This is a genomic window from Rhizobium sp. BK181 (assembly GCF_014193305.1).
GTDB lineage: Bacteria > Pseudomonadota > Alphaproteobacteria > Rhizobiales > Rhizobiaceae > Rhizobium.
The window spans coordinates 25,284-41,359 of the sequence record NZ_JACHZA010000019.1 but is presented as its reverse complement, the minus strand read 5'-3'; the positions used below and the strand labels follow the sequence as shown (position 1 = coordinate 41,359).

Annotated in this window: 6 protein-coding genes; 1 reads left to right on the top strand and 5 read right to left on the bottom strand. The window is 60.2% G+C overall.

What is annotated here, in order from left to right:
* The 5 genes from FHT77_RS26575 to FHT77_RS26555 form a co-directional block, all read right to left on the bottom strand.
* Positions 1-567 carry a chemotaxis protein CheB gene (locus tag FHT77_RS26575; protein ID WP_183757980.1) on the bottom strand — a complete coding sequence of 189 codons (567 nt, stop codon included), beginning with the start codon at positions 565-567 and terminating at the stop codon, positions 1-3.
* On the bottom strand, positions 567-1,412 hold the full coding sequence (locus FHT77_RS26570; RefSeq protein WP_183757978.1) for a protein-glutamate O-methyltransferase CheR: 846 nt from the start codon (positions 1,410-1,412) through the stop codon (positions 567-569). Before FHT77_RS26570 ends, FHT77_RS26575 begins: the two co-directional genes overlap by 1 nt.
* Positions 1,397-4,831: a response regulator gene (locus FHT77_RS26565; RefSeq protein WP_183757975.1), complete on the bottom strand. Its 3,435-nt coding sequence runs from the start codon at positions 4,829-4,831 to the stop codon at positions 1,397-1,399. Before FHT77_RS26565 ends, FHT77_RS26570 begins: the two co-directional genes overlap by 16 nt.
* A gap of 762 nt (positions 4,832-5,593) precedes the next feature.
* Positions 5,594-5,887, bottom strand: coding sequence for a hypothetical protein (locus FHT77_RS26560; RefSeq protein ID WP_183757973.1), 294 nt, complete (start codon positions 5,885-5,887; stop codon positions 5,594-5,596).
* A 200-nt stretch (positions 5,888-6,087) separates the two neighbouring features.
* The gene (locus tag FHT77_RS26555; RefSeq protein WP_183757971.1) at positions 6,088-9,189 is read right to left on the bottom strand and encodes a PAS domain S-box protein; all 3,102 of its coding nucleotides are present in this window, start codon (positions 9,187-9,189) and stop codon (positions 6,088-6,090) included.
* A gap of 577 nt (positions 9,190-9,766) precedes the next feature.
* On the opposite strand from FHT77_RS26555, the gene FHT77_RS26550 reads away from it, so the two are divergent.
* Complete coding sequence (locus tag FHT77_RS26550; RefSeq protein WP_183757969.1) at positions 9,767-16,066, top strand: HAMP domain-containing protein; 6,300 nt, start codon at positions 9,767-9,769, stop codon at positions 16,064-16,066.
* The last annotated feature ends 10 nt before the right edge of the window (positions 16,067-16,076 follow it).

Here is a 16,076-nt window from a genome sequence, read left to right as displayed (position 1 = left end):
TTACACCTTCTTCAGATATTCAGTGATCGCCGCAAGCGACATGATGTTTGCGCCCGGGCATGCCCGGATTGCCGCTTCGGGCATCGCCGGAGCAAAAGCGCCGTGAGGATTTTGGACAAGGGCTGTTCCACCAGCGTCGACAACTGCGCGCAGGCCCGCAGCACCGTCATGGTTGGCACCGGTCAGGACGATCGCTATCAGGCCCGAGCCGTAGACATCCGCGGCAGTTTCGAACAGCACGTCGATCGATGGGCGCGAGAACATGATCGGATCATCGCTGGACAAGGCCAGAGAGCCGACCGATTCCACGAGCAGGTGATAGTCGGGTGGTGCGAAGAATGCCGTTCCGGCCTTGATCGTTTCCTTGTCTTCGACCTCTCGGACATCGATGGCACATTTCGTGCGGAAGAGTTCGGCGAGAATGCTCCGCTTGTCAGGAGGCACATGCACCACAACGAAGATCGGCAGCGGAAATCCGTCTGGTAGTGCCGGCAGGATCACCGACAATGCTTCGAGCGCGCCTGCGGACGCGCCGATAACCACTGCTTCATGGCGCCGAACGCTCATCAGTCCGTCCTCTGATAGATCTTTTCCTCGCGCACAAACTCCTTGAACGACTTTGAATGCGACGAGAACCGGATGCTTTCCTTGGATCCAAGACCCAGAAAGCCGTTCCGCGGCAGGGAATCCTTGAACAAGCCAATCGCCCGATCCTGGAGGGACCGATCGAAATAGATCATCACATTGCGGCAGGAAACGAGGTTCATCTCCCCGAAGACTGCATCAGTGACGAGGCTGTGATCGGAAAAGACGACGTTGCGGCGCAACGTCTTGTCGAACGTCGCCCGGCCATAAGCGGCTGTATAATATTCCGACAGGGAAGATTTGCCCCCGGACTTTCGGTGGTTCTCGGTAAAGAGCTGGATCCGGTCGAGATCGTAGATCCCGCGCTCCGCAATCGCCAGGGCATCCTGGTTGATATCGGTGGCGTAGAATATCGTACGCTCTTCGAGACCTTCTTCCCGAAAGAGGATCGCCATCGAATAGAGTTCCTCGCCGCCGCTGCAGCCTGCGATCCACACCTTGAGGGAAGGATAGGTAAGAAGATGCGGGATCACCTGCTCCCTGATCGCCTTGAAGTAGGCGGGATCCCTGAACATCTCGCTGACCTGGACCGTGAGGTAATCGAGCAGTCGCGGAAGTGCTGACGGGTCGTGCAGGAGGTTTTCCTGCAGTGCCGAGTAGGTCGAAAAGCCAAGCTGCTCGCGCGCCTGCTTCAACCGGCGCTTGATCGACGCCATGGCGTAGTTCCGGAAATCGTAGTGATAGCGGACATATAGCGCTTCGAGCAGCAACCGGATCTCGATATCCTCGACCTTGCCGATATGTATTTCGGTCACCGCGGCATCCATACGCGTACGAGTGAGAGGAGCTTTTCGACGTCGAGAGGCTTAGCCATGTAGTCGCTCGCACCCGCCTCAATGCACCGCTGCTGATCATCGGGCATGGCCTTTGCCGTCAACATTATGATCGGCAGCTTGTTCCAGGCGGCGTTCTTGCGGATCTCCCGGGTCGCCGCCAGACCATCCATGACGGGCATCATCACGTCCATGAGAACAAGATCGATAGCCTTCGCCGGGTCATCCCCGGACTTTGCAAGCGCATCGAGTGCTTCCTGGCCGTTGCGCGCAATCTGGATGACCGCGCCTTTCGGTTCGAGGATATTGGTGAGCGCATAGACGTTGCGCACGTCATCCTCGACGACGAGGATGCGGCGTCCCTCAAGGAGGGCGTCCCGGTTTCGGGCCTTGCGGATCATCTTCTGCTGCTCGTCGGGGAGTTCTGAGACGACCTGGTGAAGGAAAAGGGTCACCTCGTCCAGCAGGCGTTCCGGTGACTTTGCCCCCTTGATGATGATCGATTTCGAGTAACGCCTTAGTTTCTGCTCGTCGTCCGCAGACAGGACGCGTCCGGTATAGACGATGACAGGGGGGAAGGAGTGGTCGCCGTCCTGGCTGATGGTCTCCAGCAGCGAATAGCCGGATGCGTCAGGCAAGGACAGATCAAGCACGATGCAGTCGAAGGTCTGTTCCTTCAGGAGCTTCAGGCATTCGGCAGCCGTCCCGGCGCTGACCGTTTCGACGTCATGCGACGTCAAGAGCTTCGCGACGGCCTCCCGCTGGACCTCGTTGTCTTCGACAATCAGGACGCGGTGCATTCGTTGAGAAAGCTTCGACTCCAGCTTTGCGAGCACCTCGATCAATTGCTCCCGCTTGACCGGCTTGAGCATGTAGCCAACGGCGCCAAGCGACAACGCGGTTTCCACATTATCGTTGGCCGATACGATATGGATCGGGATATGACGGGTCCGCACGTCCCGCTTCAGCCTGTCCAGCACCGATAGTCCCGATTGATCGGGCAAACCGACATCGAGGACGATCGCGCTCGGCATGTACTGTTTAGAGAGAGAAAGAGCCTCCTGCGCTGTGCCGGCGACCACGACACGGAAACCCATTTCCCGGGCAATGTCCCTGAGGATAGCGGCAAAGCTGTGATCGTCTTCGATGACAAGGAGAAGGTGTCGTTCGTCTAAGGGTGCGGCGCGGTCGTCTTCGATGATTTGACGACGCGGCGGCTGCGGGATAGCTGTGGTGTCGACCGACGCTGATGAAACCGAGACGATTGGCGCGGCAGAACTAATATCGCGCGGCGCGACCTTCGCGGGGTCGTAGGACTGGGGCAGCACGATTGTAAACGTGCTCCCTTGTCCCTCCCGGCTCGCGAGATGGATGCTGCCACCGAGAAGGCGAACAAGCTCCCGGGAAATCGACAGCCCGAGACCTGTTCCGCCATATCTGCGGCTGATCGTTCCATCGGCCTGGTGAAACGCCTCGAATATGCTTTTCTGCTGTGTTTCTGCGACGCCGATGCCGGTGTCACGGACGGCGAAGGCGACGTGACCGCGAGCTTCAGGCTTGACCGTGATCGTCACGCTTCCTCGCTCGGTGAACTTGAATGCGTTGGATAGCAGGTTTTTCAGAACCTGCTCGAGCTTTTGCGGGTCGGTTTCGATGACGCTCGGGGCGTCTGCGGTGACGTCGACATGGAACTCCAATTCCTTGCTTTGAGCAACGGGATCGAAAAGCTGTGAAAGGTTGTTTGTCAGTCTCTCGATCGAAAGAGGCTCCGGCTTTATGTCGACATGCCCGGCTTCGATCTTCGAAAGGTCTAGAATATCGTTGATCAGGTTGAGAAGGTCGTTGCCTGAGGATTGGATCGTCTGGGCGTACTTGACCTGCTCCTCCGTCAGGTTCTCCTCAGCATTGTCGGCAAGCAGCTTGGCGAGGATCAGGGAGGAGTTCAGCGGCGTTCTGAGTTCATGCGACATGTTCGCGAGGAAGTCTGACTTGTAGCGGCTCGCCTGTTCGAGCTCGCGGGCCTTCAGTTCCACCGAAGCATTGACCTGCTCCAGGCTGTCCCGCTGGATTTCCAGTTGCCGCGCCTGTTCCTCGAGCTGCGAGTTGGTTTGCTCCAGTTCAACCTGCTGCTGCTCCAGCCGGGCCTGCGATTCCTTGAGCGCGCGGCCCTGTTCCTCGAGTTCCTCATTGGAAACGCGCAGTTCCTCGCTCTGAACCTGAAGCTCTTCCGATTGCCGCTGCGTTTCCTCCAACAGTTTCTGGAGCTCAGTGCGATAGTTCGCCGAGCGTATTGCGGTTGCGATGGAGGATGACGCATGCTCCAGAAAGTACAGGACGTGTTCGGGGACCTTGCGGAGGAAACCGAGTTCGATGACAGAGTTGACGGTCTCATCGAGAACAGCCGGCGAAATCACCAGATGCCGTGGCTTGTCCTGACCGAGTGCCGATCCAAAGGCCAGATAGCCGTCGGGAACGTCATCGACGAGAAGTGTCCTGCGTTCAGCGGCTGCCTGGCCCAGCAATCCTTCTCTTCCGCTGAACCGTGCAGGGATGGACACACCCGCGGGGACGCCATAGGTGGATGCCCGTCGATACCAATCCTGATCGCCGACGAAGATTGCTCCGGCGACAGCTCCCGCATAACGCGCCATGAACTCGAGAATGCTGTTGCCGAGCTGATCGGTCTGCTGGTCGCCCATCATGGCGGTGGCGAGACCCAGCTGGCCCGTCCTCAGCCACTCCTCATGTCGGCGCGCCATCGTTGCCCGGCGGACCATGACGCCGATGGCAATGGTCAGGACGATGCCGAGGGCTGCTGCAAGCATGCTGGTCACCAGCGCCGTATTGTAGGCGCTTTCCATCTCGGCGAGCCGTGCTGCACGGAGGTTAGTCTCCTCCTCAGTCATGGCGCCGAGTTGAGCTCGCACGGCATCCATTTCGATCTTGCCGCGGTCGGAGTTGACAAGGGCAAGCGCCGGCTCCAGACCCTGCGAGCGCCTCATGTCGATCGTTTCCTTGAGTTCCGCGAGCTTCGCATCCACGTGCTGTCGGAGCATAGGCAGTCGGCGCTGTTGTTCGGGATTATCCTTCGTGAGATCCGCGATCTCGGCAATCCGCTGCGGAATACTGGTCAGGGCCGCCTGGTAGGGGTCCAGATACCGCTCATCGCCGGTAAGGACGAAGCCTCGCTGCCCGGTTTCTGCATCCTGGATACTGGAAAGCACCTTGCTCAGGCCTAAGATGACCTCGTGCGTATGCACGATTCTCGCGTTGTTCTCGCGTAGCGACCGCAGATTGAAGGTCCCGATCGCGCCGCTGATGACGAAGAAGGCGACTGCGGTGGCCAAGGCGAGCGCCACGGCGGGCTCAAGGCTGGATTTGAGCCTGTTGGTGGACACTGCGGCATGCGACATGAATTGCTCTCGCGAATGTGTGACGGTTCCGAATATCCCAGCTTGCGCGCCGAGCACACAGTCGGATCAAGAGGAATGTCGGCGCGAGATAATGCCCTGACACGAAACGTCAATGCGAGATTTCGCATGTTTTCGACTGCCGGGCCCAATGCATCCGGTCACTCCAATGCAATGTATGGGGCCAGGCATCCCGCAAGCGCCATAGGCGGAGCGCCGACGACGTCAGGCTCCGACGGGCGATGGTCGGTTGATGTCCTCCCTCGTCAGCTGATTCACCTTCGCAGAGCGAAGACCCCTCTGTGGAACATTTCGGCATTTAGCTGGTTTTCTCTTTGCAGCGCTCCGCCGACACGCTGGGGGACCTTGCATCGCCCACTATGAAGGTCCGCGACAGGCCCGGCGAAGATCTTCAGATCCGCCGGGCTTTTCATTTGGCCTATGGAACCATCGACAATCCTATCGGTTTCTGCTTCGCAATGTCCTGACAGGCGCAGCGCAAAGCTGGCTCCAATCCTTCTTGGACGCCAGAAGGCCCGGTTGCTCCCGCTGCCGGGCCTTTTTCAGTCGGGTTTGTTAGCCCTGCCCGAGCGGCGGAGATTTCCCCTGCAGGCTCGCCTGAAACCGATCTGGATTGGGAAGTCAGGGAGCGCAATCGAGGGGAGGTCCACGCAAAAATTTGGCGATGACACCTGAGTCGCCATGGCCTTGACTCTTTAGCGCGGAACGCTGCCCATCATGCTGCAACCTGATCCTAGGCGACAGCTATCTTACGCAGTCGAGCTTTCCCCTGCCAAGGGTCGGTCGGTCCGTCCTGATATCCTTGGGCCTGTGGCAATCTTCCTGGTTCGTGGAACCTGTCTGCGAGGCGTCGATGTTTTTTCTGTCGGCAGATCTACCGAAGCCGTCCGGATTGGTGATGGCTTCCTCTGAAGGGATAGAACTGTGGCTGCCAAATATCGGCCCGGCCTCATCGGGCAGGGACTGGGCATGAGCGTTCAGGGAAAGGCCAAGACCAGCGGTCAAGATCAGATAGGCTGCGAGGTGGAACCGGCGCATGGGCGTTTCTCCTTTGGAGACAAACTCTGCACCGGGGGGTGCTGTTCCCGAAAATCGTCCGGAAGCGGTGACTGACGTCGCGTGCCTGTCGCGCGGAACTCACCAGACCCAGCCTAACGTCCGCGTTAATCCGGGAGCGACTGAGTCGCTCTAACGCCCGAAATGACGCGATGGGCCAACAACTGACATCGGAAGCTCATCTACTTTAGTGCAGCTTCGATGGTATTAACCAAGTCGTTTTCCGTGAAGGGTTTCAAGATTATTCGCCAGTCCTTCAGTTCCTTCAGGGGGCCTCGATCGCTATAGCCGGTCATGAGGATGACTGGCAAAGTTGGCCGCATCGCGCGTATCGCTTTCGCAAGCTCACCGCCGCTCATTTCCGGCATCGCGAAGTCCGCGAGAACGACATCTATTTCTTGATCCCTTGCGAGCAGCCGGAGCGCTTCATTGCCGCTCTCCGCTGACGCCGTTGCATATCCGAGAAACTCGAGTATCCTGACCGTGGACTTGAGGACAGCCTTGTCATCGTCCACGACCAAAACACGCAACCTCTTGGAAGTCTGCGCACGGTTGCTCGCATCAACAACGTCCGCCTGGTCATCAGAAACGTCGGCCGCAGCGCGCGGCAGGAAAATCGTGACCGCAGTGCCTCGGCCGAGGCCTGTCTCGATGCGCACGCCGCCACAGGATTGTTTGGCAAAACCGAAGACTTGCGCCAATCCGAGGCCTGAACCCTTTCCCGCTTCTTTCGTCGTAAAAAAGGGCTCGAACACATGTGGCAGCACCTCGTCTGGGATGCCGATGCCGGTATCCTTGACGGCGAGCGCTACGTAGTCTCCCGGCAACGGCTGTTCCGGCCGGGAGGGCGCGCTTTCGATCATGGTGTTGAACGTCTCGACGGTCAGAGTGCCGCCCGGCTGCATCGCATCCCTGGCGTTGATGGCGAGGTTGAGGACGATCATCTCGATCTGGTTTGGATCGACCAAGGCGGGCCAGAGATCCGGGGCAAATCTCGTTTTGAATTGCAACGTGCCGCCCAAGATGACCCTGAACAGATTGTCCATCCCGACAAGCTTGCTGTTGAGATCGACCTTGTGGGGTTCAAGCTGTTGTTGCCGCGAAAAGGCGAGGAGTTGCGCAATGAGCTTCGCGCCGCGCTCAGCAGCGTTGCGAATCAATTCGACGCCTTCCTGATCGTCAGGTCCTTGCACTGTGCGGGAAAGCAGATTCGCATTGGTGAGCACGACACTGAGCAGGTTGTTGAAATCGTGCGCCACGCCTGACGTGATCTGCCCGATCGCATCGAGCCGCTGCAACTGCTGGACCTCGGCTTCGGCGACCTCTCGTTTCTCCATCTGAGAGCGCAGCTGCCGGTTGGCTTCCTGCAGTTCGCGCGTCCGCTCTTCAACGCGACGTTCGAGCCTTCCTTCAACAAGTTTGTGGTCGGTGACCTCCAGAGCGATGCCGAAAAACGAAACCGGCGTGTTGTTCTCGAAACTGGTCTGCCCACGCGTCGCGATCCAACGTTCCACGCCGTCGGCTTTTCCTATTACCCTATATTCGACTTCATAGACTCCATCGCCCCGCGGGTCGACGCACCGCTCGATCGCAGCCTCGACCCGCGCCTGATCGCCTGGATGAATGCCGGCCCTCCACACCTCGTAATCGACAGGCGCGCCTGCAGCCAGGCCCCACATTGCCCTCAGGGTGTCGTCCCACTGCAATTCATTGGATTGGGGATTCCATTCATAGCGGCCAAGCTTCACGAGATCGACCGCCGCCTGCAGCCTCGCCTCGCTTTGGCGCAAGGACGCTTCGGTTTGCGCTCGCTCGAGCATGTCGGCCGCTTCCCGGGCCAGCACATCGAAGCGGCTGAAATCACTATTGCTGGGCTCGTGCGGCTCCCGCCAATGGGTCGAGACCATGCCGAGCGTGCGGCCGTTGCGAGACCGCAGCGGCGTCGACTGGACTGCGCGCAGGTTGGAGAGGCGGTAGGCCTCCAGGCCCTCGGTCCCCGCCATGAAGGCGCAGGTCTCGGTGTCGCTGACGAGCACGCGCCGTCCTGTCTTCAGCGCCTCGCCGCACGTGCTCGCCGTGTTGCAGTCGACGCGATCCCAGAACGTGGCCGCGTCTGGATGAAAGCCGCGCCCGGCCAGCAGCTTCAAAATCCCCGTATCAGGCTCAAATATCTGCATGCTCGCGGCCTGTGAGCGCATCACCACGATGGCCGCATCGAGAATCCGCTCGTAGAGAAGCTCAGGGCGGTTGGAGAGCAGCTCCAGGCTGACCTGCTGGAGCTGACGGGCGACTTCGTGCTCTTGTGCGAGTTGGGCCTCGCTCTCGCGCAGCGCCCGTTCTGCATACACTCGCTCGGTGATGTCTCGCGCGATTTTTGACGCGCCGATGACCCTGTCCGCCGTATCCATCAAGGGCGACACTGTGAGTGAAACATCAACCGGACTTCCGTCTTTACGCCTGCGAACGGTTTCGTAGGAACCAATGCGTTCGCCTCTGCGGACGCGATCAAGAATTGCGGTTTCTTCGTTGTGGCGATCCGGGGGAATCAGAATCATAATCGGCTGGCCGATGACTTCCTCGGCCATGTAGCCGAAGATTCGCTCCGCGCCCCCGTTCCAACTGGTGATCATGCCATTCAGGTCTTTGCCAACGATTGCGTCGTGACTGGACTGGACGATGGAAGCGACTCGCTGCGCCGCGTTCAGGGTGAGCAAAGTCTGATAGGCGGTTGCTGCGAAAACGCCCAGGTTGGTCATCACGCGCAAGTCTTCCGCATCGAAGCGGCGACTGGTGTCATGCGCGACGATCCAGATTGTGCCGACTGCTTCATCCTTGATGAAGAAGGGAATCAGGAGCGCTTCCTCAAGAACGGGCCTGATGGGCTCCCAGTAGGGGAAATCGACTTCGGGATGTGAGCAGATCATGGCGACGCCTTGGTCCAGGACCGTGCCGCAAGGACCAAAGTTGCGCGGTGTTCCGCCGTTTACGTGACTGGCCCACTGCCCGGCGATGGCGCGCCAATGAAAATTACTCTTCCCGTCCCCTTCCTCCAGGAGGCTGAGCCCGGCAGAGTGCGCGCGACACAGACCTAACGCGGAATCGACGAGCTTCTGCAAGATGCCTTCGGGCGAGCGTGCTAATTCCTGCGCCAAGGCGATCAGGGCCTGGTTCTCTGCGCCGTAGTCGGCCGGACGCGACGGACGCCGCCGCAACTCCTCCGCCAAAAGCATGGAACGCAGGTTAGGTTTGAGCTTGCGGCCACTAGCTGTGGTGCGCCGCTTCACCGACTGCTTCCCTTGCTCGGCTCGCACTTCAATCACCTAACACTGGGACCGCGTCCCCGAGCAGTAACTTATATCTCGGGCGGCTCGCCCATCCTAACTTGAGATACATGTAAAATTGCTGATGCTCTTTCGCATGCACAATTCGCGTGTGTACCATGCGCGGGACGCACCAGTTCGTGCGCAGGCTTAAGGAAACCCCGCCCACCGCGCACGTTTGCTGTAGGTCATGAACGACAAAACTCAAGGTCAGTATAGCGGGTCCGCCTTCAGGTGCATAGCGATCAGTTGAGCCTGGCTGCCAAGCTGTGATTCAAGCTTGCAAACCGGAGTGCTGCCCAACAAATCCCGCGGCGTGCCGCGGGTGAGCGACCGTCGTATCGTCAATGGAGCGATTTCTACCAACAACGCCAATGCGAACGCAGCACTACTCGCTGCGCACCGGTGCGGCCGGTCGCGTCAAACAAGGATATGTCTGCTATCGAACAAAGGGTGGGACCCTGCTTGATCGGCCAACCAAACTGCCCATACCAATCTTTCTCAGGAGCACTAGATCCAAGCGATCGGTGGAGGGAATATCATGGGAAGTCAAGGTGGTGAGGTGCAGCGTGACAGTACGGGAGGGTATAGGCTCCCCGACCCCGAACCGGCCGCCATCGCTCTCAGTGATGCAAGTGCACTTCTAGAGACACTTACGGCAGTAAGACGAGGCGACTTTTCGGTCAGGATGCGATCCGACCTGACCGGCGTCACCGGCAAGGTCGCCGATGCCCTCAACGATATCATTGCCGCCAACCAGCGGATGGCCCATCAGCTCGAGCATGTCGGTCAGGTCGTAGGCCGCGAGGGTCGCACGAGCACCCGGGTCCGCTTCGGCCTTTCTGATGGCTCATGGTCTGACATGGAGCGGTCGATCAACCACCTCATCGACGATCTTGTCTGGCCGACGACGGCGGTTACCCGGACGATTACAGCCGTCGCCAAGGGCGACCTCTTGCAGACGGTGCCTCTCGACGTCGATGGCCGGCAGCTGCAGGGCGAGTTCCTGCGCTCGGCGGATATTGTCAACACGATGATCAAGCAGCTCGGCGTTTTCACCTCCGAGGTGACCCGCGTTGCCCGTGAAGTCGGCACGGACGGTAAGCTCGGCGGCCAGGCTCAGGTCCCCGAAGTGACCGGCGTGTGGAAGGACCTGACGGAAAGCGTCAACTCGATGGCGTCGAACCTTACGGCCCAGGTTCGAAACATCGCCGAGGTCACGATCGCGGTTGCCAATGGCGACCTTTCCAAGAAGATCACCGTCGACGTGCGGGGCGAGATCCTGCAGCTCAAGGAGGCCATCAACACGATGGTAGACCAGCTGCGCTCCTTCGCATCGGAGGTGACCCGCGTTGCCCGCGAGGTCGGGACGGAAGGCAAGCTCGGCGGCCAGGCGCTGGTGCCGGGTGTCGCAGGCACCTGGAAGGATCTGACGGACTCGGTCAATGCCATGTGCGGCAACCTGACGGCCCAGGTCCGCAATATCGCGCAGGTGACAACAGCAGTGGCGCGCGGTGACCTTTCACGCAAGATCACCGTCGACGTTTCCGGCGAAATCCTGGAGCTGAAGGAAACCATCAACACGATGGTCGATCAGCTGAACGGTTTTGCCGGCGAAGTGACGCGTGTCGCGCGCGAAGTCGGTACCGAAGGTCGACTTGGCGGCCAGGCGCAGGTCCCTGGTGTTGCCGGGACCTGGAAGGACCTCACAGACAATGTCAACTCGATGGCGTCGAACCTGACCGCGCAGGTGCGCAACATCGCTGACGTCTCGACCGCGATTGCCAGCGGCGACTTGTCGAAGAAGATCACGGTCACGGTGTCAGGCGAAATCCTGGAGCTGAAGGAAACCATCAACACGATGGTGGACCAGCTGAACGCTTTTGCTTCTGAGGTGACGCGCGTTGCGCGCGAGGTCGGCACGGAGGGCAGGCTCGGCGGACAGGCAAACGTCCGCGGGGTTGCCGGTACCTGGAAGGATCTTACCGAAAACGTCAACTCGATGGCCGGCAACCTGACTGCCCAGATGCGCAATATCGCCGAGGTCTCGACCGCAATCGCCAATGGCGACCTGTCGAAGAAGATCACCGTCGACGTGAAAGGCGAAATCCTTGAGCTGAAGGAGACCATCAACACGATGGTCGATCAGCTGAACGCCTTTGCCTCCGAGGTGACGCGCGTTGCGCGCGAGGTCGGCACGGAGGGCCAGCTCGGGGGCCAGGCCAATGTCCGCGGCGTTGCCGGTACCTGGAAGGATTTGACCGATAGCGTCAACTCGATGGCCTCGAACCTGACTGCGCAGGTCCGTAACATCGCCGAGGTCGCGACCGCGGTCGCGCAAGGCGACCTATCGAAGAAGATCACGGTCACAGTGTCCGGCGAAATCCTGGAGCTGAAGGAGACCATCAACACGATGGTGGACCAGCTCAACGGCTTTGCCGGCGAAGTAACCCGCGTCGCCCGCGAAGTGGGCACCGAGGGAAGGCTGGGAGGCCAGGCAAACGTGCTTGGCGTTGCCGGCACCTGGAAGGACCTGACCGACAGTGTGAACTCGATGGCGGGCAATCTGACGGCGCAGGTGCGCAACATCGCCGAAGTCTCGACGGCGATTGCCAATGGCGACCTGTCGAAGAAGATCACGGTTTCCGTTTCAGGCGAAATCCTGGAGCTCAAGGAAACCCTGAACACCATGGTGGACCAGCTGAACCGGTTCGCCTCGGAGGTGACGCGTGTCGCGCGTGAAGTCGGCACCGAGGGCAAGCTCGGCGGCCAGGCGCAGGTGCCGGGCGTTGCCGGCACCTGGAAGGACCTGACAGAGAACGTCAATTCCATGGCCTCCAATCTCACGGGCCAGGTGCGCAATATCGCCGAAGTCACCACTGCTGTGGCAAGGGGCGACCTGTCACGCAAGATCACTGTCGACGTGAAGGGCGAAATCCTCGAGCTCAAGAACACTATCAACACGATGGTCGACCAGCTCAATGCCTTTGCGGGCGAAGTCACGCGTGTTGCACGTGAAGTTGGTACCGAAGGCAAGCTTGGCGGCCAGGCGCAGGTCTCGGGCGTCGCCGGCACCTGGAAGGACCTGACGGACAGCGTGAACTCGATGGCCGGAAACCTGACGGCCCAGGTCAGAAACATCGCGGAGGTGGCAACCGCCATCGCCAATGGCGACCTTTCGCGCAAGATCACCGTCGATGTGCGCGGCGAAATCCTCCTGCTCAAGGACACCCTCAACACCATGGTGGACCAGCTGCGGTCTTTTGCCGGCGAAGTAACGCGCGTTGCGCGCGAGGTCGGCACCGATGGACGGCTGGGTGGCCAGGCGGTGGTTCCAGGCGTTGCCGGCACCTGGAAGGACCTGACCGACAACGTCAACCTTCTCGCGGCCAACCTGACGACCCAGGTCCGCAACATCGCCGAAGTGACGACAGCTGTCGCGCGCGGCGACCTGTCGCGCAAGATCACCGTCGACGTAAAGGGCGAAATCCTCGAGCTTAAGAACACCATCAACACGATGGTGGATCAGCTCAATGCTTTTGCAGGCGAGGTGACACGCGTTGCCCGAGAAGTGGGGACCGAAGGCAAGCTCGGCGGCCAGGCGCAGGTGCCCGGTGTGGCTGGCACCTGGAAGGACCTGACCGATACCGTCAACGTCATGGCGCTCAATCTGACCGAGCAGGTTCGCGGTATCGTCAAGGTGGTCACGGCGGTTGCCAACGGCGACCTGAAGCAGAATCTGACGGTTGCCTCAAAAGGCGAAGTGGCAGCGCTTGCCGAGACCATCAACAACATGACCAATACGCTTGCCACCTTCGCCGACCAGGTCACGACGGTTGCCAGAGAAGTCGGCGTCGAGGGTCGGCTTGGCGGTCAGGCAAATGTCCCTGGCACTGCCGGTACCTGGAAGGACCTGACCGGCAACGTCAACCTGCTCGCTGCCAACCTGACGACGCAGGTGCGCGCGATTGCCGAGGTCGCGACCGCCGTCACCAAGGGCGATCTCACCCGATCGATCCAGGTCGAGGCCCGCGGCGAAGTGGCGGAGCTCAAGGACAACATCAACACCATGATCGACAACCTGCGCCTGACGACCGAGCGCAACACCGAGCAGGACTGGCTGAAGACGAACCTGGCGCGCTTTACGAACATGCTGCAGGGCCAGCGCGACCTGACGCTGGTCGGCAAGATGCTGCTCTCGGAACTGGCGCCTCTCGTCGGCGCGCATCAGGGGGTCATCTATCAGGTCGATGATGGGCAGCAGTCTGTTCTCTCGCTGCTGTCGGTCTATGCGGAGGGCGTCGAGGCTGCGCATCCGGCCCGGCTCGAATTTGGCCAGGGGCTGGTGGGTCAGTGCGCGAGCGATGCAAGACGTATCCTGGTCACCGATCTTCCCGGCAATGTCGTTCCGATCAGTTCCGGTGTGTTCTCGGTCCTGCCGAGAAGTGCGATCGTCCTGCCGGTTCAGTTCGAAGGGCAGGTCAAGGCGGTCATCGAGCTTGCCTCGGCGGGGAATTTCACGGCGCTGCAGCTTTCCTTCCTCGACCAGCTGACCACCTCCATCGGCATCGTGCTGAATTCGATCGAAGCGACGATGCAGACGGAAGGCCTGCTCAAGCAGTCGCAGCAGCTCGCCGCAGAACTTCAGACCCAGCAGCGCGAGCTGCAGCAAACCAACGAGCAGCTGGAACAGAAGGCTCAGCAGCTCGAAGAGCGCAACGTCGAGGTCGAGGGCAAAAACCAGGAGATCGAGCAGGCTCGTCATGCACTGGAGGAAAAGGCGGCCGAACTGGCGCTGACCTCGAAGTACAAGTCGGAATTCCTGGCGAACATGTCGCACGAACTGCGCACGCCGTTGAATTCGATCCTCATCCTCGGACAGCAACTCGGGGAAAACCCGGATGGCAATCTCTCGGCCAAGCAGGTGGAGTTCGCCAGGACGATCCATGGGGCGGGCACCGATCTCCTCAACCTGATCAGCGACATCCTTGATCTCTCCAAGATCGAATCCGGCACCGTCTCTGTCGACGCGGAAGAGATTTTCATCAGCAACCTGCTTGACGTGATGGCCAGACCCTTCCGGCATGAGGCCGACAATCGCGGACTGTCCTTCTCGGTCGACATTGGGACGGATGTCGCAAGAAGCATCATCACGGACTCGAAGCGCCTCCAGCAGATCCTCAAGAACCTGTTGTCGAACGCCTTCAAGTTCACGGCACAGGGCGGCGTGACGCTGCGGGTTGCAGCGGCGCAGGGCGGCTGGTCGCCGGATCATCCCTCACTGAAGCATGCGCCTTCTGTCATCGCCTTCGAGGTGACCGATACCGGCATCGGCATTCTTCCTGAAAAGCAGCGCATCATCTTCGAGGCGTTCCAGCAGGCGGATGCCTCGACCAGCCGGCAATATGGCGGCACGGGCCTTGGCCTTGCCATCAGCCGTGAACTTGCGAACCTGCTTGGCGGCGAGATCCAGCTTCGCAGCCAGCCTGGTGTTGGAAGCACTTTCATTCTTTATCTGCCACTGACCTTTGTCGGGGCGGGCATTGCGACGTCGAAAGCGGCTTCCACGTCAAGCAATGTCGTGCAGCTGTCGGAGGCCATGGCGGGCCGACGTGCCGACAGGGCCGGCGACCATGTCGAAGACGACCGGCAGACCATCACATCTGCCGACACGGTTCTGCTTGTCGTCGAGGATGACGCCCACTATGCGCGCGTCCTGGTCGATCTTGCCCGTGACAACGGCTTCAAGGTTCTGTTGGCGACGCGCGGCAGTGACGCACTTGCCCTGGCGCAGGAATATCAGCCGGCCGCGATCTCGCTCGACATCTTCCTTCCCGACATGCTGGGCTGGACGGTGCTGAGCCAGCTAAAGCAGAATTCAAAGACGCGGCACATCCCGGTCCAGATCATCAGCCTGGACGAAGACCGGCAGCATGGTCTGACCCGCGGTGCCTACGCCTTCATGAGCAAGCCCACCACGCCGGAAGGGTTGGGGAAGGCCCTGTCGCAGCTGAAAACCTTTGCGCAGCCGAGGCGCAAGCGGCTGCTGCTGGTGGAGGATAACGAAGCCGAGCGCATCAGCGTCACGGCGCTGCTCGAACATGACGATATCGACATTGCAAGCGTCGGCACCGGACGGGATGCTCTCGCTGCCCTGAAGGATGACGCAGCCGACTGCGTTGTGCTTGATCTGTCGCTACCAGACATGTCGGGCTTCGAGGTCCTCGAGAAGATGCGCGATGATGCCGAGATCGGCGAGATTCCGGTTGTGGTCTTCACCGGCCGGGAACTCTCCCCGGAAGAGGATGCGCGGCTTCATAGCATGGCCCGCAGCGTGGTTGTGAAGGGGGTTGAATCGCCCGAACGCCTGCTCGATGAGACAGCACTCTTCCTGCATCGTATCGTCGCCGACATGCCCCGGGAAAAACAGGCGATGCTCGAGGAACTGCACAGTTCCGACGAGGATCTGATTGGCGAGACCGTCCTGCTTGTCGACGATGATGCGCGCAACATCTTTGCACTGAGCAGCGTGCTGGAACGTCGCGGCATGAAGGTTCTGACGGCGACCACGGGCAGCGAGGCGATCGAGGTCATCCAGAAGGAGCCTGATGTCGCGATCGTGCTGATGGATATCATGATGCCTGGGATGGATGGCTACGAGACAATGCAGGTTATCCGTTCGGACCCGAGCTTCCGGCGCCTGCCGATCCTGGCACTGACAGCAAAGGCGATGAAAGGAGACCGCGAGAAATGTCTGGAAGCGGGAGCGTCGGACTATCTGGCAAAGCCTGTCAACACCGAGCAGCTGCTGTCGGCGCTGCGCATGTGGCTGCATCGCTGAGGATAGTGTC

Bases quoted from the DNA above. Each gene is read 5' to 3' on its own strand.
- FHT77_RS26575 (WP_183757980.1), bottom strand. From the start codon at position 567: ATGAGCGTTCGGCGCCATGAAGCAGTGGTTATCGGCGCGTCCGCAGGC.
- FHT77_RS26570 (WP_183757978.1), bottom strand. From the start codon at position 1,412: ATGGATGCCGCGGTGACCGAAATACATATCGGCAAGGTCGAGGATATC.
- FHT77_RS26565 (WP_183757975.1), bottom strand. From the start codon at position 4,831: ATGTCGCATGCCGCAGTGTCCACCAACAGGCTCAAATCCAGCCTTGAG.
- FHT77_RS26560 (WP_183757973.1), bottom strand. From the start codon at position 5,887: ATGCGCCGGTTCCACCTCGCAGCCTATCTGATCTTGACCGCTGGTCTT.
- FHT77_RS26550 (WP_183757969.1), top strand. From the start codon at position 9,767: ATGGGAAGTCAAGGTGGTGAGGTGCAGCGTGACAGTACGGGAGGGTAT.